This window comes from Roseivivax sp. CAU 1761, from assembly GCF_054482755.1.
Genome location: NZ_JBTLRM010000035.1, coordinates 18,859 through 40,905 on the forward strand (window position 1 = coordinate 18,859; position 22,047 = coordinate 40,905).

At 69.5% G+C, this 22,047-nt stretch carries 21 protein-coding genes and 1 pseudogene; 2 read left to right on the top strand and 20 right to left on the bottom strand.

Annotated features, from left to right (window positions below):
* Positions 1 to 109: 109 nt before the first annotated feature.
* Both ACXYMW_RS16815 and ACXYMW_RS16820 read left to right on the top strand, forming a co-directional pair.
* Entirely contained in the window at positions 110 to 1,732 is a 1,623-nt protein-coding gene (locus tag ACXYMW_RS16815; protein WP_459036489.1) for a peptide chain release factor 3, read from the top strand.
* 224 nt (positions 1,733 to 1,956) lie between these two features.
* Entirely contained in the window at positions 1,957 to 3,462 is a 1,506-nt protein-coding gene (locus ACXYMW_RS16820; protein WP_459036490.1) for a DEAD/DEAH box helicase, read from the top strand.
* A 479-nt stretch (positions 3,463 to 3,941) separates the two neighbouring features.
* Here the strand turns inward: ACXYMW_RS16820 and ACXYMW_RS16825 are convergent, their stop codons facing one another.
* From ACXYMW_RS16825 to ACXYMW_RS16920, 20 genes and pseudogenes are all read right to left on the bottom strand, one after another.
* A complete protein-coding gene (locus ACXYMW_RS16825; protein WP_459036491.1) occupies positions 3,942 to 4,226 on the bottom strand; it encodes a hypothetical protein in 285 nt (94 codons plus the stop codon).
* Between the two features lie 327 nt (positions 4,227 to 4,553).
* Positions 4,554 to 6,221, bottom strand: coding sequence for a ribonuclease J (locus ACXYMW_RS16830; protein ID WP_459036492.1), 1,668 nt, complete (start codon positions 6,219 to 6,221; stop codon positions 4,554 to 4,556).
* Positions 6,222 to 6,225: 4 nt separating this feature from the next.
* On the bottom strand, positions 6,226 to 6,999 hold the full coding sequence (locus tag ACXYMW_RS16835; protein ID WP_459036493.1) for a type III pantothenate kinase: 774 nt from the start codon (positions 6,997 to 6,999) through the stop codon (positions 6,226 to 6,228).
* Positions 7,000 to 7,015: 16 nt separating this feature from the next.
* The gene (locus tag ACXYMW_RS16840; RefSeq protein WP_459036494.1) at positions 7,016 to 7,771 is read right to left on the bottom strand and encodes a biotin--[acetyl-CoA-carboxylase] ligase; all 756 of its coding nucleotides are present in this window, start codon (positions 7,769 to 7,771) and stop codon (positions 7,016 to 7,018) included.
* A 57-nt stretch (positions 7,772 to 7,828) separates the two neighbouring features.
* Positions 7,829 to 9,271, bottom strand: coding sequence for an NADH-quinone oxidoreductase subunit NuoN (nuoN, locus tag ACXYMW_RS16845; RefSeq protein WP_459036495.1), 1,443 nt, complete (start codon positions 9,269 to 9,271; stop codon positions 7,829 to 7,831).
* 12 nt (positions 9,272 to 9,283) lie between these two features.
* Positions 9,284 to 10,837, bottom strand: a complete 1,554-nt coding sequence (locus ACXYMW_RS16850) for an NADH-quinone oxidoreductase subunit M (RefSeq protein WP_459036496.1) — start codon at positions 10,835 to 10,837, stop codon at positions 9,284 to 9,286.
* Complete coding sequence (nuoL, locus tag ACXYMW_RS16855; RefSeq protein WP_459036497.1) at positions 10,837 to 13,071, bottom strand: NADH-quinone oxidoreductase subunit L; 2,235 nt, start codon at positions 13,069 to 13,071, stop codon at positions 10,837 to 10,839. The genes ACXYMW_RS16850 and nuoL overlap by 1 nt, the downstream gene beginning before the upstream one ends.
* Before the next feature lie 4 nt (positions 13,072 to 13,075).
* Positions 13,076 to 13,381 (bottom strand): NADH-quinone oxidoreductase subunit NuoK, encoded by a 306-nt coding sequence (gene nuoK, locus ACXYMW_RS16860; RefSeq protein ID WP_459036498.1) that lies wholly within the window; start codon positions 13,379 to 13,381, stop codon positions 13,076 to 13,078.
* 138 nt (positions 13,382 to 13,519) lie between these two features.
* Complete coding sequence (locus ACXYMW_RS16865) at positions 13,520 to 14,122, bottom strand: NADH-quinone oxidoreductase subunit J (RefSeq protein WP_459036499.1); 603 nt, start codon at positions 14,120 to 14,122, stop codon at positions 13,520 to 13,522.
* Positions 14,119 to 14,523, bottom strand: a complete 405-nt coding sequence (locus ACXYMW_RS16870; RefSeq protein WP_459036500.1) for a carboxymuconolactone decarboxylase family protein — start codon at positions 14,521 to 14,523, stop codon at positions 14,119 to 14,121. The genes ACXYMW_RS16865 and ACXYMW_RS16870 overlap by 4 nt, the downstream gene beginning before the upstream one ends.
* 154 nt (positions 14,524 to 14,677) lie before the next feature.
* The gene (gene nuoI, locus ACXYMW_RS16875; RefSeq protein ID WP_459036501.1) at positions 14,678 to 15,172 is read right to left on the bottom strand and encodes an NADH-quinone oxidoreductase subunit NuoI; all 495 of its coding nucleotides are present in this window, start codon (positions 15,170 to 15,172) and stop codon (positions 14,678 to 14,680) included.
* Between the two features lie 17 nt (positions 15,173 to 15,189).
* Entirely contained in the window at positions 15,190 to 15,459 is a 270-nt protein-coding gene (locus ACXYMW_RS16880) for a hypothetical protein (protein ID WP_459036502.1), read from the bottom strand.
* A gap of 1 nt (position 15,460) precedes the next feature.
* A complete protein-coding gene (gene nuoH, locus ACXYMW_RS16885; RefSeq protein ID WP_459036503.1) occupies positions 15,461 to 16,498 on the bottom strand; it encodes an NADH-quinone oxidoreductase subunit NuoH in 1,038 nt (345 codons plus the stop codon).
* A 7-nt stretch (positions 16,499 to 16,505) separates the two neighbouring features.
* Entirely contained in the window at positions 16,506 to 16,904 is a 399-nt protein-coding gene (locus tag ACXYMW_RS16890; protein ID WP_459036511.1) for a hypothetical protein, read from the bottom strand.
* A 5-nt stretch (positions 16,905 to 16,909) separates the two neighbouring features.
* A complete protein-coding gene (nuoG, locus tag ACXYMW_RS16895) occupies positions 16,910 to 18,934 on the bottom strand; it encodes an NADH-quinone oxidoreductase subunit NuoG (protein ID WP_459036504.1) in 2,025 nt (674 codons plus the stop codon).
* Between the two features lie 280 nt (positions 18,935 to 19,214).
* Complete coding sequence (locus ACXYMW_RS16900) at positions 19,215 to 19,637, bottom strand: DUF5333 domain-containing protein (RefSeq protein WP_459036505.1); 423 nt, start codon at positions 19,635 to 19,637, stop codon at positions 19,215 to 19,217.
* An 82-nt stretch (positions 19,638 to 19,719) separates the two neighbouring features.
* Positions 19,720 to 20,067, bottom strand: a complete 348-nt coding sequence (locus ACXYMW_RS16905) for a hypothetical protein (protein WP_459036506.1) — start codon at positions 20,065 to 20,067, stop codon at positions 19,720 to 19,722.
* Between the two features lie 145 nt (positions 20,068 to 20,212).
* Positions 20,213 to 21,496, bottom strand: a complete 1,284-nt coding sequence (gene nuoF / locus ACXYMW_RS16910; protein ID WP_459036507.1) for an NADH-quinone oxidoreductase subunit NuoF — start codon at positions 21,494 to 21,496, stop codon at positions 20,213 to 20,215.
* A 4-nt stretch (positions 21,497 to 21,500) separates the two neighbouring features.
* Entirely contained in the window at positions 21,501 to 21,722 is a 222-nt protein-coding gene (locus tag ACXYMW_RS16915) for a DUF5337 domain-containing protein (RefSeq protein ID WP_459036508.1), read from the bottom strand.
* A 16-nt stretch (positions 21,723 to 21,738) separates the two neighbouring features.
* A pseudogene (locus ACXYMW_RS16920) lies at positions 21,739 to 22,047 on the bottom strand (hypothetical protein); the annotation flags it as partial.

A 22,047-nucleotide genomic window follows, 5' to 3' on the forward strand; every position in this document is an offset into this window, starting at 1 on the left:
ATGCTGTCGGCAGAACCGGCCGCGCCGGGCGCCGGTTCCCGCCGGCGCCCGGCCCCCGGCGCGCCCGGCTTCCTTGCCAAGCGCCCGGCCCGCTTCTATACGCCCGGCCATGCAGGATGCCGCCCAGAACCGCCCCGAACTGCCGCCCGAGATCGCGCGGCGCCGCACCTTTGCGATCATCTCGCATCCGGATGCCGGCAAGACCACGCTGACCGAGAAGTTCCTGCTCTTCGGCGGCGCGATCCAGATGGCCGGCCAGGTCCGCGCCAAGGGCGAGGCGCGGCGCACCCGGTCGGACTTCATGCAGATGGAGAAGGACCGCGGCATCTCGGTCTCGGCCTCGGCGATGTCCTTCGACTACCACGGCGCCGGCGGCCGCGACTTCCGCTTCAACCTGGTCGACACGCCGGGCCATTCGGACTTCTCCGAGGACACCTACCGCACCCTGACCGCGGTCGATGCCGCGATCATGGTGATCGACGGTGCCAAGGGGGTGGAGAGCCAGACCCGCAAGCTCTTCGAGGTCTGCCGGCTGCGCGACCTGCCGATCCTGACCTTCTGCAACAAGATGGACCGCGAGAGCCGCGACGTCTTCGAGATCATCGACGAGATCCAGGAGAACCTCGCCATCGACGTGACCCCGGCCTCCTGGCCGATCGGCGTCGGGCGCGACTTCGTCGGCGCCTACGACATGCTGAACGACCGGCTCGAGATCATGGACCGCGCCGACCGCAACAAGGTCGCCGAGAGCGTGAAGATCTCGGGGCTCGACGACCCGAAGCTCGCCCAGCACGTGCCGGCGCATCTGCTCGAGCAGCTCCGCGAGGAGGTCGAGATGGCGCGCGAGCTCTTGCCGGCGCTCGACCCGCAGGCGGTGCTCGAGGGCCACATGACGCCGATCTGGTTCGGCTCGGCGATCAACTCCTTCGGTGTGCGCGAGCTGATGGAGGGCATCGGCGCCTTCGCCCCCGAGCCGCAGCCGGCCCGCGCCGAGCCGCGCCAGATCGCCCCCGAGGAGGGCAAGGTGGCGGGCTTCGTCTTCAAGGTGCAGGCCAACATGGATCCCAAGCACCGCGACCGGGTGGCCTTCGTGCGGCTGGCCTCGGGGCATTTCCAGCGCGGCATGAAGCTGACCCATGTGCGCACCAAGAAGCCGATGGCGGTGTCGAACCCGGTGCTGTTCCTGGCCTCCGACCGCGAACTGGCCGAGGAGGCCTGGGCCGGCGACATCATCGGCATCCCGAACCACGGCCAGCTCAGGATCGGCGACACGCTGACCGAGGGCGAGGCGCTGCGGGTCACCGGCATCCCGTCCTTCGCCCCGGAGCTTTTGCAGAATTGCCGCGCCGGCGATCCGATGAAGGCCAAGCACCTCGAGAAGGCGCTGATGCAGTTCGCCGAGGAGGGCGCGGCCAAGGTGTTCAAGCCGCAGCTCGGCGCGGGCTTCATCGTCGGCGTCGTGGGGGCGCTGCAATTCGAGGTTCTGGGCAGCCGGATCGAGCTGGAATACGGGCTGCCGGTGCGCTTCGAGGGCTCGCAATTCACCTCGGCGCGCTGGGTCGGCGGGCCCAAGGCCAAGGTCGAGGCCTTCGCCCAGGCCAACAAGCAGCACATGGCCACCGACAATGACGGCGATCTGGTCTACCTGACACGGATGCAATGGGACATCGACCGGGTCGGCCGCGACCACCCGGAGGTGACGCTGTCAGCGACCAAGGAAATGATGGTCTGAGCCGCCGCCGGCGCGCGGCGGGGGCGCTGCCCCCGCACCCCCGGGATATTTCGGCTCAGAAGAACCGGCAGCGGGGCGCATCCGGCGCGGTCGATTGACGGCGCCGGGCATTTCCGGTACACAGCGCCACGCAAGCGGCGGGTCTCGCCGCGGGCGCCCCTGGTGGTGCCCCCATGACGACAGATGCACGGGCCGCGATGTGTCCGTGAGATTTCCGGATACATATGACCAAGTTCACCGATCTGAACCTCAGCCCGAAAGTGCTGAAAGCCGTCGAAGAAGCCGGCTACACCATCCCGACGCCGATCCAGGCGGACGCCATTCCGCCGGCGCTCGAGGGCCGCGACGTGCTGGGCATCGCCCAGACCGGCACCGGCAAGACCGCGAGCTTCACGCTGCCGATGATCACCAAGCTGGCGCGCGGCCGCGCCCGGGCGCGGATGCCGCGCAGCCTGGTGCTCTGCCCGACCCGCGAGCTCGCCGCGCAGGTGGCGGAGAACTTCGACACCTATGCCAAGCACGTGAAGCTGACCAAGGCGCTGCTGATCGGCGGCGTCTCCTTCAAGGAGCAGGACCAGCTGATCGACAAGGGCGTCGACGTGCTGATCGCCACGCCGGGCCGCCTGCTCGACCATTTCGAGCGCGGCAAGCTGCTGCTCACCGGCATCGAGATCATGGTGGTCGACGAGGCCGACCGGATGCTCGACATGGGCTTCATCCCGGATATCGAGCGGATCTTCTCGCTGACGCCCTTCACCCGGCAGACGCTGTTCTTCTCGGCCACCATGGCGCCCGAGATCGAGCGCATCACCAACACCTTCCTGCAGGCCCCGGCCCGCGTCGAGGTGGCGCGTCAGGCCACCGCGTCGGAGACCATCGACCAGAGCGTGGTGATGTTCCAGCCGTCGCGCCGCGACCGCACCGACAGCGAGAAGCGCCGCACCCTGCGCAAGCTGATCGAGGCCGAGGGCGACAAGCTGACCAATGCCATCGTGTTCTGCAACCGCAAGGTCGATGTCGACATCGTCGCCAAGTCGCTGAAGAAATACGGCATCGATGCCGGCCCGATCCACGGCGATCTCGACCAGTCGGTGCGGACCCGCACGCTGGACGGCTTCCGCCGCGGCGAGCTGAAGATCCTCGTGGCCTCCGACGTCGCGGCCCGCGGGCTCGACGTGCCCTCGGTGAGCCACGTGATCAATTACGACGTGCCGAGCCATGCCGAGGATTACGTGCACCGGATCGGCCGCACCGGCCGCGCCGGGCGCGACGGCAAGGCGGTGACGATCTGCGCTCCGAAGGACGAGAAGAACCTCGAGGATGTCGAGCGGCTGATCCAGAAGGAGATCGCCCGCATCGAGGATCCGGGCCGCCCGGGCAAGGCCCGGGGCGACGCCGAGGAGGCCGCGCCCGAGGCCGAGATCGAGGCGGCGGCCCCTGCCGCGGCGCCGGAGGCCCCCGCCGCGGCGCCCGAGCCCGCCGCCGCCGCAGCCGAGGAGAAGCCGGCACGCCGCAGCCGCACCCGCGGCGGCCGCAAGGCCGCCGCCCGCAAGGACGAGGCGCCGAGGGACGAGCCGCGCAAGGACGCGCCGCGCGAGGCGGCCAAATCCGAAGGCGAGCGGCCGCGCGGCCGCGACCGGGGCGAGCGCGACGACCGCAAGGTCGTCGGGATGGGCGACCACATGCCCTCCTTCATCGCCATGAGCTTCGAGGAGCGGCGCGCCGGCTGACCGGCGGCGCCCTCCGCCCTCCCCCCGGGCCGGGCGCGGTCCCCCCTCCCTTTCGTTTCGCGCTGCCCGCTCCGGCGGGCCCGCTTCGGCGAGACCCCGCGCAGGGGCAGCGCTGCGCGGGGTTGTGATCGTTCCCCCCTTTTCGCCGCCGGGAATAGGTGCAGATTGTGCCGCCGTGACCTCAGCCACGGGATCCCCGCCATGCCTTCTTTCGCCCTGCCCGCGCTTGCCCTCGGCCTCGGCCTCGCTGCCGCGACGGCGGCCCAGGCCGCGCCCTGCCTGGCCCGCGTCAACCACCAGGACGTGGTCATCGACCCGGAGATGCTGGACAAGGAGGCCGGGCGGCCCGGGCTGCGGGAACGCCTGCTGGGCTGGCCCACGCGGTCCTGGAACCGGGCCTGGGGGCAGCCGGTGGCCTGCGACAGCGCCACGCTGATCGCCTATCTCGGGCAGAACCTGCCCGAGGCCGAACTGTCGGGCTATTGCCTGGCCGGCGACCCCGCCGCGGGCGGCGACCTGCTGGTGCCGGGCGCGCGGAACTGGCGCGGCCGCTGCACCCGCACCACCTGCGACGTGGTCAACATGGCCGCCGGCGGCGCCGCCGACATTGCCGGGCGCGCCACCGACATCGTCACCGGGCGCGACGCGGCCTCCGGGCAGACGCGCACCGATGCGGTGCTGCACGCCTCGGGGGCGGCGATCCTGACCGGCACGGCGGGCAGCCTCGCCTCCTCGCTGGGCGGCGTGGCGAGCGGCGTGGCCACCGCGCTCAGCGCCCCGGCTGTGGCCGGCGCGGCGGCGGTCAGCGTCGTCGCCGTGGGCGGTGCGGTCTATCTCTGCCGCGACACCGGCGCCGAGGCGGCGCCGGCCGGCGCTCCGGCTGCGCCTGCGGCCCCGGCGACCCCGCCCGGGGCGCTCGCGCCAATGAGCCCTGCGCCCGCCCCCGCTGCCCCCGCACCGGCGCCCGCCGCGGCGCCCCCGGGCACCGGAGGCGGCGCAGCCGGCCCCCGGACCGCAAGACGCGGCGCCCGGGAGCGCCGCGCCGGTCCCCGCACCCGCGCCGAATTGACGGTACGGGGCGGCCGCCGGGGTCAGCTCAGTCGGCTGACCACCACGGTGACCTCGGGCTTCTTGCCGATGGCGTTCTGCGCCGCGTTGCGCACCGCGCGGCGCAGCATCTCCTCGAGCGCGTCGTCGTCGCGCAGCACCTTGCGCCCGGCCCGCGATAGCGCCGTGGCGAGGTCCTCCTCGAGCGCCTCGGTCAGCGAGCGGCCGTGCGGCGTGGTCTCGGGCAGGCCCATCAGGTCGCACCACGGATCGCCCAGCGGCGCGTCCTCCTCGTCGATCACCAGGGTCACCGCGACGTGGCCGTTCAGCGCCATGCGGATGCGGTCGCGCACCACGCCGTCGAGCGCGCCGATCTTCACCGAGCCATCGAGATAGGTCCGCCCGGTCTCGACGTAGTCGACGACCCGCGGCCCCTCGGGCGCCAATTCCACCATGGTGCCGTTGACCGCCAGCACGCCCTTGCGGCCGCGCTCCTCGGCGAGCCGGGCATGTTCCCGCAGGTGCCGGTGCTCGCCATGCATCGGCACGACGATCTCGGGCTGGACGATGTCCTGCACGGCGAGGATGTCGGGCCGGTTGGCATGGCCCGAGACGTGGTAGCGGCCGCCGGAATCGTCGACCACGTCGACGCCCTTCTCGGAGAGCTGGTTCATGATCCGGATAACCCCGCGTTCGTTGCCGGGGATGGTCTTGGAGGAGAACAGGAACAGGTCGCCGTCGCCCAGCTCGATGCCGAAATGCTTGCCGCGCGCCAGCTGCGCCGAGGCGGCGCGCCGCTCGCCCTGGCTGCCGGTGACGATCAGCATCAGGTTCTCCCGCGGGATCTGCGTCGCCTCCTCGATCGGGATGGTCGAGGGGAAGTCGGTCAGCACGCCGGTCTCCACCGAGGCCTCGACCATGCGCCGCATCGCCCGGCCGAGCAGCGCCACCGAGCGGCCGGCATTGCGCCCGGCCTCGGCCAGCGATTTCAGCCGCGCCACGTTGGAGGCGAAGGTGGTGGCGACCACCATGCCCTTGGCGTCGCGGACCAGCTTCTCGATCTCGGGCGCCACCGAGGCCTCGGAGCGGCCCTCGTGCTCGGAGAAGACGTTGGTCGAATCGCACATCAGCGCCTTCACGCCGCCGGCCGAGACCTCGGCCCAGAGCGCGCGGTCGAAGGGTTCGCCGACCACCGGGGTAAGGTCGATCTTGAAGTCGCCGGTATGCACGATGCGGCCGGCGGGCGTGTCGATGACGAGGCCCGAGCTTTCCGGGATCGAATGCGACACCGGCAGGAAGGAGACGCCGAAGGCGCCGGCCTCGATGCGCGCCGGCCAGGGGTCGGCCACCTGCACCACCTCGGCGCCGTGGCCGTGCTCGTCGAGCTTGCGGCGGGCGATGTTGGCGGTGAAGGCGCGGGCATGGACCGGGGCGCCGAGCTCGGCCCAGTAATGGCCCACCGCGCCGACATGGTCCTCGTGGGCATGGGTGACGAAGATCGCCTTCAGCCGGTCGCGCCGCTCCTTCAGCCAGGCGATGTCGGGGAAGATCAGGTCGACGCCGGGCGTCGTGTCCATGTCCGGGAAGGTCACGCCCAGATCGACGAGGATCAGCTCCTCCTCGCCGGGCTTGCCGTAGCCGTAGACATAGGCGTTCATGCCGATTTCGCCCGCCCCGCCGAGGGGGAGGTAGATCAGTCGGTCGGCGCTCATATTCTTATCCTTGCGTCATGTTGTGGCGATGGATCACGGTCAGACCGTGCATCGTCAGGTCGTCCTTGAAGTCGTCGAACAGGTGTTCGGATTGCTGGAAGAGCGGCGCCAGCCCGCCGGTCGAGATGATTTTCATCGGCCGCTCCCGCTCGGCCCGGATTCTCGCGCAGATTTCGCGCACAACGCCGACATAGCCCCAGAAGATCCCGGACTGCATGCAGGCCACGGTGTTGGTGCCCACCACCTTTTCGGGATGAGAGATGTCGACATGCGGCAGCGCCGCGGCGGCCTCGTGCAGCGCCTGCAGGCTGAGATTGACCCCCGGCGCGATCACCCCGCCGACATAGGCGCCGTCGGTGTCGACCACGTCGAAGGTGGTGGCGGTGCCGAAATCCACCACGATCAGGTCGCCGCCATAGAGGTCGAAGCCGGCCACCGTGTTGACCAGCCGGTCCGGCCCGACCTGGGTGCCGGCATCGACGCGCACGTCCACCGGCAGCTTGCAATCCGGGCGGCCCACCACCAGGGGCCGCGTGTTGAAGTAGCGGTCGCCGAGGACCCGCAGGTTGAACACCACCCGCGGCACCGTCGAGGACACGATCATGTCGGTGATGTCGGCGGTGATGCCCTTGAGATGCAGCAGCGCGGAGAGCCAGACATAGTATTGGTCGGCGGTGCGCTGGTGGTCGGTGGCGGTGCGCCAGGTGGCGATGAAATGGTCGCCGTCCCAGATCGAGAAGACGGTGTTGGTGTTGCCGCAATCGATGGCCAGAAGCATCGGGACCGTCCGGGATTCAGAAGAAGACATCCGCCGCGGCGATCGCGGCGCGGCCCTTGGCCGTCTTTAGGACAAGTTGCCCCGAGGCGTCCACCGTCTCGAAGACGCCCTCGGTCTCGGTGGTGCCGGTGCGCGCGATGACGGTCTCGCCGAGGCGCGCGGCGGCGCCGAGCCAGGCGGTGCGGATCGGCGCGAAGCCGTAGGCGCGGAACTGCGCCTCGCGCCGGGCATAGGCCGCGGCCAGGGTGTCGAGGAATGTCTCCGGCGGCACCGCCGCGCCGGTCTCCGACAGCAGCGAGACCGGGTGCAGGGCGCCCGCCTCCACGCTGCCGGCGCCGGGCGCCGCGGCGAGGTTCACGCCGATGCCGATCACCAGATGCGAGGCCGCCCCGGCCCGCCGGCCGGCGCCGCCGGTCTCGAGCAGGATGCCGGCGACCTTGCCGCCGTTCAGCAGCACATCATTGGGCCATTTCAGGCTGAACGGCTCGGCCCGTCCGGTCAACGCCACGAAGGCGTCGAGCAGCGCCACCGCGGCGACGAAGCTGCGTAGCGCCGCCTGCGCCGGCGGCTCATCGACCGGCAGCACCAGGCTGGCGGCGAAATTGCCGGCGGGATCGGTCCAGGGGCGGCCGCGGCGGCCGCGCCCGGCGACCTGCCTGAGGCCGCAGATCCAGAGCGGGCCGGAAATGTCGGGCAGACGGCGCAGCGCCTCGGCGTTGGTGCTGTCGATCTCCGCCAGCACTTCGCGCCCGTATCCGGCCGGCCAGGTCACGAAACGGCCGAAGGCCGGGGCGTTGCCGCCCCGGCCCCCGTCCCGCCCCGAGGGCGATCAGTTGACAAGCGATGCCGCGGCGGCGGCGGCCGCGCCCTCGACGCCAAACAGGTTGACCACGCCGACCACCATGATCACCGCCGGCACCGCCAGGAGACCCCAGAGCAGCGCCGGGCCGCCGGCATCGAGCCCGTCCTCGCGCTCCTCGCCGAAATACATCAGGAAGACGATGCGCAGGTAGTAGTAGGCGCCGATGACGCTCGCCACCACGCCCGCCAGAGCGAGCCAGACCAGGCCGCCGTCATAGGCCGCCCGCAGCACGTAGAGCTTGCCGAAGAAGCCCACCAGCGGCGGCACCCCGGCGAGGCTGAAGAGCAGCACCAGCATGGCGAGCGCCCGGCCCGGCTCCTTGCGGGAATACATGTTGAGCGCGGCGATGTCGGTCACCGGGTGGCCGTCGCGGCTCATCGACAGGATGAAGGCGAAGGTGCCGACATTCATGGTGACGTAGATCGCCATGTAGATCAGCATCGCCTGCACGCCGAGCTCGGTGCCGGCGGCCAGACCCATCAGCGCGTAGCCCATATGGGCGATCGAGGAATAGGCCATCAGCCGCTTGATGTTGCTCTGCCCGATGGCGGCGACCGAGCCCAGGAACATCGACAGCAGCGACAGAACGGCGACGATCTGCTGCCAGTCGCCGGTGACGCCGCCGAAGGCGTCGAAGAGGAGCCGCGCGAAGAGCCCCATCGCTGCCACCTTGGGGGCGGTGGCGAAGAAGGCGGTGATCGGCGTCGGCGCGCCCTCGTAGACGTCCGGGGTCCACATGTGGAACGGCACCGCGGAGACCTTGAAGGCAAGGCCCGAGAGCAGGAAGACCAGCCCGAAGAGGAGGCCCAGCGAGACCTGCCCCTCGCCCGCGGCATCGATGATGCCGGAGAACAGCGTGGTGCCGGCATAGCCGTAGGTCAGCGAGGCGCCGTAGAGCAGCAGGCCCGAGCTCAGCGCGCCGAGCACGAAATACTTCAGGCCGGCCTCGGTGGACTTGGCGCTGTCGCGGCGCAGCGATGCCACCACGTAGAGCGCCAGCGATTGCAGCTCGAGCCCCATGTAGAGCGCGATCAGGTCGCCGGAGGAGACCATGACCATCATGCCGACCACGGCGAGGCTGACCAGGAGCGGGTATTCGAAGCGCAGGATGTCGCGGCGCTGCATGTATTCCTGCGACATGACCAGCACCGCAGCCGCCGAGAGCAGGATGGTGATCTTGGCGAAGCGCGCGAAGCCGTCATCGATGAAGCTGCCGGCAAAGGCATCGCGGGTGCCGCCTTCGTGGAAGCCGATCCAGATCGCCACCGCCACGAACAGCCCGGCAGTGATCCAGACCAGCTGCGGCGCGAAGCGGTCCTTGCCGCTGTAGACCGCGCCGATCAGGGCCAGCATGGCCCAGAGCGACAGCACGATCTCGGGCAGGATCACGGTGAGGTCAGCCTGAAGCATGGGTCTCGGTCCTCAATGCGCTTGTTCGACGACGATGCGCACGCCGCCCAGATCGGCGGCCGCCACCGCCGTCTCGTAGTTCTCGATCAGCGCCTCCACCGAGGGGCCGATGCGGTCGAGGATCGGCGCCGGATAGACCCCCATCCAGATCGTCATGACGACCAGCGGAGCAAAGATCGCCTTCTCGCGGCGGCTCATGTCCTTGATGGTGCGCAGGCTTTCCTTCACCAGTTCGCCCATCACCACCCGGCGGTAAAGCCAGAGCGCGTAGGCGGCCGAGAAGATCACCCCCGAAGTCGCCACCAACGCCACCCAGGTGTTGACCTGGAAGACCCCCATCAGGGTCAGGAATTCGCCGATGAACCCGGACGTGCCCGGCAGCCCGACATTGGCCATGGTGAACAGCATGAAGATCAGCGCGTAGGCCGGCATGCGGTTCACGAGGCCGCCATAGGCGTCGATGTCGCGGGTGTGCATGCGGTCGTAAATCACGCCGACGCAGAGGAAGAGCGCGCCGGAGATGAAGCCGTGGCTCAGCATCTGGAAGATCGCGCCGTCGATGCCCTGCTGGTTGGCGGCGAAGATGCCCATGGTGACGTAGCCCATATGGGCGACGGACGAATAGGCGATGAGCTTCTTCATGTCCTCCTGCACCAGCGCGACGAGGCTGGTGTAGACGATGGCGATGGCCGACAGCCACAGGATCAGCGGGCCGACGACCTCGGAGCCGACCGGGAACATCGGTAGGTTGAAGCGCAGGAAGCCGTAGCCGCCGAGCTTCAGCAGGATCGAGGCCAGCACCACCGACCCAGCGGTCGGCGCCTGGACGTGGGCGTCGGGCAGCCAGGTATGGACCGGCCACATCGGCATCTTCACCGCGAAGGAGGCGAAGAAGGCCACGAAGAGCATGGTCTGCAACCCGCCCACCACGTAGAGCCCGGCGATCTCGAAGCCCGCGGCGGAGAAGTCGTGCGCCAAGAGCGTCGGAATGTCGGTGGTCCCGGCCTCGGCATACATCGCCACCATCGCCACCAGCATCAGCACCGAGCCGAGGAAGGTGTAGAGGAAGAACTTGAAGGCCGCGTAGATGCGGTTCTTGCCGCCCCAGATGCCGATGATCAGGAACATCGGGATCAGGCCGCCCTCGAAGAACAGGTAGAAGAGCACCAGGTCGAGCGCCATGAAGACGCCCAGCATCAGCGTCTCGAGCACCAGGAAGGCGATCATGTATTCCTTGACCCGGACCTTCACCTCCCAGCTCGCGGCGATCACCAGCGGCATGATGAAGGTGGTCAGCAGCACGAACAGCACCGAGATGCCGTCGACGCCCAGCTTGTAGGTCAGGCCGAGCAGCCACTCGCCCTCTTCGACCATCTGGAACTCGGGATTGCGCGAGTCGAACTGCGCCAGGATGAACAGCGAGACGAGGAAGGTCGCGCTCGTGGCGATCAGCGCCAGCCACTTGGCGTTGCGGTCCGCCGCGACGTCGCCGCCGCGCAGGAAGACGCCGAGGATCAGCGCCGCCAGAGCCGGCAGGAAGGTGACGATGGAAAGGAGGTTGTCCATTATTCCGCCCCTCCGGTGATCGACATCCAGGTGACGAGGATCGCGATCCCCAGCACCATGGCGAAGGCGTAGGTGAAGATGTAGCCGGACTGCGCGCGGCCCGCGAGCCGGGTGAAGAAGGGCACCACGCCCATCGCCACGCCGTTGATCGACCCGTCGATCACGTTGCCATCGCCGCGGCGCCAGAACAGCCGGCCAAGCGCGAAGGCGGGCTTCACGAAGACGAACTGGTAGATCTCGTCGAAATACCACTTGTTCAGCAGGAACAGGTAGAGCGGGCGCTGGTTCTGCGCGAGCCGCTGCGGCAGCGTCGGGTTGACGATGTAGAACAGGTAGGCGGTGCCCAGCCCGATCAGCATGGCCACGAAGGGCGAGACCTTGACCCAGACCGGCGCGTGGTGGGCGTCGTCCATGACGTGGTTGTCGGGGTGCATGTAGATCGCCCCCGCGCCCGGCGCCGGGCCGGCCAGAACCTCGCCCGCCGGCGCCTCGGCGGTGCCGTGATCGTCCGCGCCGGCCTCGGCATGGCCCGGATCCTCGGTGATGTCCTCGGCCGCGCCGGCGACATCGCCCTCGGCCAGTTCCTCGGCGGCCGCGCCCGGTCCGTCGGCGGCGGCGGTCTCGCCCTGGTTCTCTGCGGCGGGCGCGTCGTGGCCGGCCTCGGCGGTCTCGCCGTGGGCCTCGGCGGCAGCCTCGGCATGGGCGTCCGGAATGCCGAAGAAGCGGTTCACCTGCTCGTGCGTGCCGAAGAAGCTGCCGTACCAGATCATGCCCGCGAAAACCGATCCCAGCGCCAGCACGCCCAGAGGCGCCAGCATCGTCATCGGGCTTTCATGGGCATGCTCGTGGGTGTGCTTGTCGCCGCGCGGCGTGCCGAAGAAGGTCATGAAGATCAGCCGCCAGGAATAGAAGCTGGTGAACAGCGCCGCGATGACCAGCATCCAGAAGGCGTAGCCCCCCGCGGTGCCGGCCCAGGCGCTCTCGATCACCGCGTCCTTCGACAGGAAACCGGCAAAGCCGATATGGGTGAGGGGGATGCCGACGCCGGTGATCGCCAGCGTGCCGATCAGCATCGCCCAGAAGGTGTAGGGCAGCTTCTTCCGCAGGCCGCCGTAATTCCGCATGTCCTGCTCGTGGTGCATGCCGTGGATGACGGAGCCCGCGCCGAGGAACAGCATCGCCTTGAAGAAGGCGTGGGTGAACAGGTGGAACATCGCCACCGAGTAGACGCCGACGCCGGCGGCCACGAACATGTAGCCGAGCTGCGAACAGGTCGAGTAGGCGATGACGCGCTTGATGTCGTTCTGCACCAGCCCCACGGTGGCGGCGAAGAAGGCGGTCGAGGCGCCGATGAAGGTCACGACGTTCATCGCCTCGGGGGCGAATTCCATCAGCGGCGACATCCGGCAGACCAGGAACACGCCGGCGGTCACCATGGTCGCGGCGTGGATCAGCGCCGAGACCGGGGTCGGGCCTTCCATCGCGTCCGGAAGCCAGGTGTGCAGGAAGAGCTGCGCGGATTTGCCCATGGCGCCCACGAAGAGCAGGAAGGCCACCAGGTTGGCGGCGTTCACGCTTTCCCAGAGGAAGGTGATCTGCGTGCTGGCGAGGTCCGGCGCGGCGGCGAAGATGTCGTCGAAGCGCACCGAATCGACGAGGAAGTAGAGCGCGAAGATCCCCAGCGCGAAGCCGAAATCGCCGACCCGGTTGACCACGAAGGCCTTGATCGCGGCGCCGTTGGCCGAGGGCTTGCGGTAGTAGAAGCCGATCAGCAGGTAGGAGGCAACGCCGACGCCCTCCCAGCCGAAGAACATCTGCACCAGGTTGTCCGAGGTCACCAGCATCAGCATCGCGAAGGTGAAGAAGGACAGGTAGGCGAAGAAGCGCGGGCGGTAGACCTCGCCGTCGCGGAAATTGGCGTCATGCGCCATGTAGCCGAACGAGTAGAGGTGCACGAGCGCCGAGACCGTGGTCACCACGATCAGCATCACCGAGGTCAGCCGGTCGAGCCGGATCGCCCAGTCGGTCGACAGCGACCCGCTCTCGATCCAGCGCAGCACCTGGATGTGCTGGGTCTCGGGGCCGTGGGTGAAGAAGACGATCCAGGAGAAGAAGCAGGCGAGAAACAGCAGGCCGGTCGAGACCCACATGGCGCCGCGCTCGCCGATCAGCTTCCAGCCGAAGCCCGCGACGATGGCGCCCACGAGGGGCGAGAAGAGGATCAGGCTCTCCATTCTCTCAGCCTTTCATCACGTTGATGTCTTCCACGGCGATGGTGCCGCGGTTGCGGAAGAAGCAGACGAGGATGGCGAGGCCGATGGCCGCCTCCGCCGCCGCCACGGTCAGCACGAACAGGGTGAAGACCTGGCCCACCAGGTCGCCCAGGTGCCAGGAGAAGGCGACGAGGTTGATGTTGACCGCGAGCAGGATGAGCTCGATCGACATCAGCAGGATGATGACGTTCTTCCGGTTCAGGAAGATGCCGAAGATGCCGATGACGAAAAGCGCCGCCGCCACCGTAAGATAATGCTCGATCCCGATCATCGTCGTCCCTCGTTGTCCTTGTCGAAACCGGCACGGCATCGGCCCTCCGGTCCGTCCCCCGCCGGCGCTTCCGCGCTGCGGGATCCGGCGCCCGGTCGGGACCGGGGCCGGAACCTTGTCTTGGTGCCGTGCCCGGCGTCAGAGCCCCTGGCCGGGCCGCACGTCTTTCAGTTCCATCGCCGTCTTGGGATCGCGGTACATCTGCGCCAGCACGTCCTGCCGCTTGACATGGGTGCGGTGGCGCAGCGTCAGCACGATCGCCCCGATCATCGCCACCAGCAGGATCAGCCCCGCCAGCTGGAACAGCAGGAAGTAGCGGTCGTAGAGGATGAGCCCCAGCGCCGCGGTGTTGTGGATGTCCTCGGGCGTCGCGGCGACCACCACCCGGCCGGCGCTCTCGGCGCTTTCCCAGGCCCCGAAGGCGATGCCGAACTGCATCAGGATGACCACCCCGATGAGCAGCGCCAGCGGCATGTACTTGGCCATCTGCGCCTTGAGCTCGGCGAAGTCGACGTCGAGCATCATCACCACGAAGAGGAAGAGCACCGCCACCGCGCCGACATAGACGATGATCAGCAGCATCGCCACGAACTCGGCCCCGGCCAGCACGAACAGGCCCGCCGCCGACAGGAAGGCGAGGATCAGCCAGAGCACCGAATGCACCGGCTGGCGGCTCACCACCGTCATCAGACCGCCGGTCAGGCAGCTGATCGCAAAGAGGTAGAAGGCGAACACGCTCATTGTCCCTCGTCCTTTCCGTCCTGCATGACCTCGCGCGCCAGTTCCATCGCGCGGGTCATGGCGGGGATGCCGGCGAACATCGACATCTGCGCGATGGTCTCGGCGATCTCGTCGCGGGTCGCCCCGGCCTCGAGCGCGTGGCGCACCGTCATCCGCACCTGGGTGTCCGCCTGCGCCCCTTGCATCGTCAGGCCCGCCAAGGTCAAGAGCAGCCGGGTCTTGGCGTCGAGCCCCTCCTTGGAGATGCCCTTGCCGAAGGTCATCTCCATGAAGTCCTTGGGCATGGTGGGCCAGAGCTTCTCGAAGCTGCGCGGGTCGAAGCTCTCCAGCGTCGGGTTGAAGGCCCGCGCCATTTCCTGCGCCTGCTGCATGAACAGCTCGAACGGGGTCTTGGCACTCATGCCGCACCTCCCGGGGCCTGGCCCCTGATCCCTGCCCGGCGCGCCCCGCGCGCGCCGCGCCGCTCCGTGCTCTGGGGGCGGCGCGATGGCGCTTCCCCGCGGGCCGGCGCATCCCGGTCCTGCAGCCCTGCCGCCGGATATGCGCCCCGCCCGGTCATCGGTACGGCGCGTCGATCTCGAGGTTGCGGGCGATCTCGGCCTCCCAGCGCTCGCCGTTGGCAAGCAGCTTGGCCTTGTCGTAGAACAGCTCCTCGCGGGTCTCGGCGGAGAACTCGAAATTCGGCCCCTCGACGATGGCATCGACCGGGCAGGCCTCCTGGCAGAAGCCGCAATAGATGCACTTCGTCATGTCGATGTCGTAGCGCGTGGTGCGCCGCGACCCGTCCTCGCGCGGCTCGGCGTCGATGGTGATCGCCTGGGCCGGGCAGATCGCCTCGCAGAGCTTGCAGGCGATGCAGCGCTCCTCGCCGTTCGGGTAGCGCCGCAGCGCGTGCTCGCCGCGGAAGCGGGGGCTCAGCGGCCCCTTCTCGTGCGGGTAGTTCACCGTCGCCTTGGGCCGGAAGAAGTACTTCAGCCCGAGCTTCATGCCGACCCAGAAATCCTGCAGCAGGAAATACTTCGCGGCGCGGCTGTAATCCATGGTCGCCATTGTCGACGTCCCTTTCCTCAATCCCCGGCAGGAGGCGTCCCGGCCCCGGCCTTGGCGGTCTCGTCCTTGTCACCGGCCTCCGGCCGCTTGCCGCGTCCGGGGGTCGGCGCGCCCAGCTCGGCCTCGGCGGCCCAGCGGAAGATCGCCGCGGCGATCTCGTTGGCCTGGGGCAGCATCTCGCCCCTCTCATCCATGTCCGGCAGCCCGCAATCGCGGACCACGAAATCCGCGAGCCCGATCATGTCGACGTATTTCGCGTCGAGGATCGCGCTCTTCAGGTCCGACATCTCAGCCCCCCGTGCTCCAGCGGGCGAACAGGCCCCAGAACCATTCGTAGCGCGCCGCGAAGGCGACGAACACGACCCAGACGAGGCTGAACGGCAGGAACACCTTCCACCCGAGCCGCATCAGCTGGTCGTAGCGGTAGCGCGGCGTGATCGCCTTCACCATCGCGAAGAGGAAGAAGAAGAACGCCATCTTCGCGACCATCCACAGCGCGCCGTCCGGCAGGCCCGGGATCGGCGACAGCCAGCCGCCGAAGAACAGCAATGTGGTCAGCGCGCACATCAGGAACATGGCGATGTATTCGCCGGCCATGAACAGCAGGAACGGCGTCGAGGAATATTCCACCTGGTAGCCGGCCACCAGCTCCGACTCGGCCTCGGGCAGGTCGAAGGGCGGGCGGTTGGTCTCGGCCAGGGCCGAGATGAAGAACAGGAAGACCATCGGGAAATGCGGCAGCCAGTACCAGCCGAAGATGTGCCAGCCGGTGTCCTGGGCATGCACGATGTCGCCGAAATTCATCGACCCGGACGAGATGATGACGCCGATGATGATCAGGCCCAGCGAGACCTCGTAGGAGATCATCTGCGCCGCCGAGCGCAGGCTGCCGAGGAACGGATACTTGGAGTTCGACGCCCAGCCGCCCATGATCACGCCGTAGACCTCGAGCGAGGAGATCGCGAAGACGTAGAGGATGGCGACGTTGATGTCGGACAGCACCCAGGTGTCGTTGAACGGGATCACCGCCCAGGCGACCATCGCCAGCACGAAGGAGGTGAGCGGCGCCATGATGAACACCACCCGGTCCGAGCCGGCCGGGATCACCACCTCCTTGACGACGTATTTCAGCGCGTCGGCCACCGTCTGCAGCAGGCCGAAGGCGCCGACCACGTTGGGCCCGCGGCGCATCTGCACCGCCGCCCAGACCTTGCGGTCGGCATAGACCAGGAAGAGCAGCGACAGCATCACGAAGCTGACGACGCCGAGCACCTGCGCGACGAGGATCAGGGCGGTTCCGGTGGTCGTGGTCAGAAACTCGGACATCTCATCCTCAAACCGTCGGTATTCCGTTCTCGACGCAGTCCAGGGCGACCACTTCGGCGTCGATGGTCCTGAGCCCCCGGGGCAGCGCCGGCGAGATCGTGTAAACCGCATCTCCGCGCCAGAGGCCACCCTCTTCGGAGACATTTGTGCGGATATGCCGCGCGAAGCCGTAGCCCCGGATCAGCGCATATTGGGCCGCCGCGCATTCCGCGTAATCGGCCAGATCCTGGCCGTCCCGGGCGCCGCGCATCGCCACCCGGAACTGCACCAGATCGCCGTCCAGCAGCCGCGTCTCGATGCCCCGGTAATCGGGCTCGAACGGCGCCGCGCCGCGCGGGCCGGGCGGGCCCTCGGCGCAGGCCGCGAGCCCCGCCAGAAGCGCCGGCGCCAGCCTCGCCGCCGACACCGCGCTCACTCCGCGGCGATCTTGGTCTCGCGGCGCGCCTTGGCCCGGGCCGAGAGGTCGGCCATCAGGGTGCTGGCGCGGGCGATCGGGTTGGTCAGGTAGAAATCCGTGACCGGCGAGACGAAGTCGCCGTCGCCGAGATCGCCCGAGACGGATTCGGCGCGCCAGGGATTCTCCGGCACCACGTCGAGTTCGGAGAGCTGCGGCGCATACTCGACCAGCGCCTGGCGCAGCTCGGCGATGCTGTCATAGGGCAGCTGCTGCCCGGCCTCGGCCGAGAGCGCGCGCAGGATCGCCCAGTTCTCCTTGGCCTCGCCCGGCGGGAAGCTGGCCCGCAGCGCGAGCTGCGGCCGGCCCTCGGTGTTGACGAAGAGGCCCTGCTCCTCGGTATAGGCGGCGCCGGGCAGGATGACGTCGGCGCGGTGGGCGCCGCGGTCGCCGTGGCTGCCCTGGTAGATGACGAAGGCGCCGGGGGCGACGTCGATCTCGTCGGCGCCGAGATTGTAGACCACGTCGGCGCCGTCGAGCGCCGCGGCGATGCCGCCCTCGGTGGCGCAGCCGGCATCGAGCGCGCCGACCCGCCCGGCAGCGGAATGCAGCACCAAGAGCTTGGCGCCGAGCGCCTCGGCGCGCGCCATCACCCGGCCCAGCACGGCGGCGCCGTCGGGCCCGGTCAGGGCGCCCTGCCCCAGCACGATCACCGTCTCGCCCTCGACGCCCTCGCCCCAGCGCCCCAGCCGGGCGTCGAGCGCCGCCCGGTCTGCGCCCAGGTGGTCGTAGGCATAGGTCAGGTCGCAGGCCGCGCCGATCAGGCTGACATCGGCGCCGAAGGTCCAGGCCTTGCGGATGCGGGCGTTCAACACCGGCGCCTCGCGCCGCGGATCGGTACCGATCAGCAGGATCGCCCGGGCATGGTCGAGATCCTCGACCGCCGCATTGCCGACATAGCCCGACCGGTTGCCGGCGGGCAGCGCCGCGCCGTCGGTGCGGCACTCGGTGGTGCCGCCGCAGGCGGCGATCAGCTCGCGCAGCGCGAAGGCGGCCTCGACCGGGGCAAGGTCGCCGACCAGGCCCGCGGGCTTCGCCGCGCCTTTCAGCGCAGCGCCGGCGGCGGCCAGCGCCTCGGGCCAGCTGGCCGGGCGGAGCCGGCCGTTCTCGCGGATGTAGGGCTTGTCGAGCCGCTGCCGCCGCAGGCCGTCCCAGACGAAGCGGCTCTTGTCGGAAATCCATTCCTCGTTGGTGCCGTCGTGGTTGCGCGGCAGGATGCGCATGACCTCGCGGCCCTTGGCGTCGACCCGGATCGAGGCCCCGAGCGCGTCCATCACGTCGATGGTCTCGGTCTTGGTCAGCTCCCAGGGCCGGGCGGTATAGGCATAGGGCTTGGAGGTCAGGGCGCCGACCGGGCAGAGGTCGATGATGTTGCCCTGCATCTCCGATTCGAGCGTCTGGCCGAGATAGGCGGTGATCTCGGCATCCTCGCCGCGCCCGGTCTGGCCGAGCTCCGGCATGCCGGCGACCTCGGTGATGAAGCGCACGCAGCGGGTGCAGGAGATGCAGCGGGTCATCTGCGTGCCGACCAGGGGCCCGAGATCCATGTCGACCACGGCGCGCTTGGGCTCGCGGTAGCGCGAGAAGTCGACGCCGTAGGCCATCGCCTGATCCTGCAGGTCGCATTCGCCGCCCTGGTCGCAGATCGGGCAGTCGAGCGGGTGGTTGATGAGCAGGAACTCCATCACCCCCTCGCGGGCCTTCTTGACCATCGGCGAATTGGTGCGGACCTGCGGCGCCTGGCCCTCGGGGCCGGGGCGCAGGTCGCGCACCTGCATGGCGCAGGAGGCGGCGGGCTTCGGCGGGCCGCCCACCACCTCGACCAGGCACATGCGGCAATTGCCGGCGATCGACAGACGCTCGTGGTAGCAGAAGCGCGGGATCTCGATCCCCGCCGCCGCCTCGCAGGCCTGGAGGATGGTCATGGCGCCATCCACCTCGTATTCCGTGCCGTCGATGTTAATCTTGCGCGTGTCGGACATGCCGGAGCCCTTCGTTACCCATGGCTGACGCCGCCCGGGCAAGCGGGGGCGCGGCGCTCTCGGGCGGGTTCTAACGCGGGCTGGCGCAACATGCCAGATGGCAGGGCGCCCCAGCCGGGCCGAAAAGTCGCGGAGCGCGCCCGGCCCGGTCTGGGGAAGATGCTTTCCGCGCCGGAGCGCGGCGATCCGGCCCCCCGGAAGCGCGGCGCCCGGCCGGACCGCGCCGCGACCCGAATCCCGGTCGCGGCGCGGTCAGTTGCGGCGGCGCCGGGCCGTCGGATCAGCGCAGCAGCGAGCCGATGGCGCTGTCAGCGGCGATCTCCGCCCGGCCGAAGCGGCACAGGGCATCGGTCCTGCCGGACTCGACGCCGCGCCGGGCGAGATAGGCCTCGGCCTTGGCGCGCATCCGGCGCTTCTCGTCCTTCGAGGTCACGTAATCGTCGATCTCGTCGTCGCTGTAGCCCAGCTCCTGGGCCTTGGATTTCAGCGAGGACAGGCGGGCATAGGCGCGGATCATGCGGGCACTGATGCCGTCGCAGCTCTTGCGGATCTCGTCGGCGATGGCGACCGCCATCAGCCCGTCGTCGATCTCGGCCACCTCGCGCAGCGGCGGCTTGGCCTCGGCCGGGGCCGGGACCGCGAGACCCAGCGTCAGGCCGGCGGTGAGCGCGGCGGCGGTCAGGGGCGCGGCAAAACGGAACATCACTGTCTCCTCGAACCTTGTCGTTCGCGGATAGGTGGGCGGGGCGCGCGGTTATGCAATATCGCCGGCGGCGCGCCGCCGATCACATTCCCGGGCGCGGCGCCTCCAGGCAGAGCCCCGAGGACGCCAGCCGCCCGCCCTCGCGGGACAGCGCCGACAGCGGCGCGGTCAGCGGCTCGGCGCTCCAGGCGATGTCGGAGGTGCCGAGATGGGCCACGCAATGCCGCGTCGCCTCGTAATGCAGCGCCTTGCGCGCGCCCTCGACGCCGCGGCTCACCGGACCGGTGGAGACGCTGAAACTGGCCTTGTCGAGGGCCGGCGCGCTGACCCGGCTGCGGTAATATTCGCCGTTGAACGGCACCCGGCCGCCGGTCTCGGCGCAGGCGGCCAAGGCCAGAACCGGAAGCAATGCCCAGTGGATCGCGCGCATCTCGTCCCTTCCCCGTCGCTGCTGCCCCGTTCTGCCCCAGCCCGGGGCCAGCGTCCAGCCCGCCCGCAGCATCGCCGTAGCGCGCCGCCGCGCGGGCGGGCGCCCGGGACCGTCCCGGGATGCGCCCGGACGCGGTCCGCGGCCCTTACTCGGCGGCGATGGCGCCGCTGCGGCCGCGGATGCGGTCCTCGATCTCGTCGCGGAAATTGCGGATCAGGCCCTGGATCGGCCAGGCCGCGGCGTCGCCCAGCGCGCAGATCGTGTGGCCCTCGATCTGCTTGGAGACGTCGAACAGCATGTCGATCTCCTCGATCTCGGCCTCGCCGCGGACCAGCCGCTCCATCACCCGCATCATCCAGCCCGAGCCCTCGCGGCACGGCGTGCACTGGCCGCAGCTCTCGTGCTTGTAGAACTTCGCCAGCCGCCAGATCGCCTTGATCATGTCGGTCTGCTTGTCCATCACGATGACCGCGGCGGTGCCGAGCCCCGAGCGCTGCTCCTTGAGCCAGTCGAAATCCATGATCGCGTCGCGCATGTTCTCGCCGCGGATGCAGGGCACCGAGGAGCCGCCCGGGATCACCGCCTTGAGGTTGTCCCAGCCGCCGCGGATGCCGCCGCAATGGCGCTCGATCAGCTCCTCGAAGGAGATCGACATCGCCTCCTCGACGACGCAGGGCCGGTTGACGTGGCCGGAAATGGCAAAGACCTTGGTGCCGGCATTGTTGGGCCGCCCGAAGGACGAGAACCACTCCGCGCCGCGGCGCAGGATGGTCGGCACCACGGCGATCGATTCGACGTTGTTCACCGTGGTCGGGCAGCCGTAGAGCCCGGCGCCCGCCGGGAAGGGCGGCTTCATCCGCGGCATGCCCTTCTTGCCCTCGAGGCTTTCCAGCAGCGCGGTTTCCTCGCCGCAGATATAGGCGCCGGCGCCGTGGGCGATGTAGATGTCGAAATCCCAGCCCGACCCGGCGGCGTTCTTGCCCACCAGACCGTCGTCATAGGCCGCGTCGATGGCCGCCTGCAGCGCCTCGCGCTCGCGGATGTATTCGCCGCGGATGTAGATGTAGCAGACATGCGCGTTCATCGCGAAGGAGGCGATCAGGCAGCCCTCGATCAGCGTGTGCGGATCGTGGCGCATGATCTCCCGGTCCTTGCAGGTGCCGGGCTCGGATTCGTCGGCATTGACCACCAGGTAGGCCGGCCGGCCGTCGCTTTCCTTCGGCATGAAGGACCATTTCAGGCCGGTGGGGAAGCCGGCGCCGCCGCGCCCGCGCAGGCCCGAATCCTTCATCTCCTGCACGATCCAGTCGCGGCCCTTCTTGATCAGGTCGGCGGTGCCGTCCCAATGGCCGCGCTGCTTGGCGCCGGCGAGGCTGCGGTCGTGCATCCCGTAGAGGTTGGTGAAGATGCGGTCTTCGTCCTTCAGCATTGGCTCAGTCCTCGTCCTTCCGGCGCGCGCGCCAGAGCTGATAGATCATGAAAATCGCCGTTCCGAAACCCGCGAGCGCCGCGAGGTCGAAGAAGGCGCGCGTGCGCTGGCTCCAGTCCAGCGCCGATCCGAGGGCCGTCGCCGCGATCCAGGCAAGGCCGATCCCGGCGATCACGAGCGCGATGATGCGCCCCTGCCGCGCTGTCCGATCGTCCTTGCCTGGCATCCGCTTCGTCTCCCTCTCAGTCCTTGCGCTCGTAGCGCCAGCTGCCCTTGCGGCCGGCCAGGTCGTCCTGCCCCGGCAGCGTCCGCGACGGCTTCACCCGGCCTTCCGGCTGCGCCTCGACGGAGGCTGCGCCACCGCTGCCCGGCTGCGGCGCCTTGCGCGGCGTGTCGGCATCGGTGCCGGGCCGCGCCTCGACCTCGGAGGCGCCGCGCGCCACGCCGCCCGTCGCGGGGCGCTCGGCGGCGCCCGCCTCTGCCGCCGGGGCCTCCACCTGGCTGGTGCGCGCCGCGCCGCCGGAACCGGGCCGCTCCGGGCCCGGCGCGGC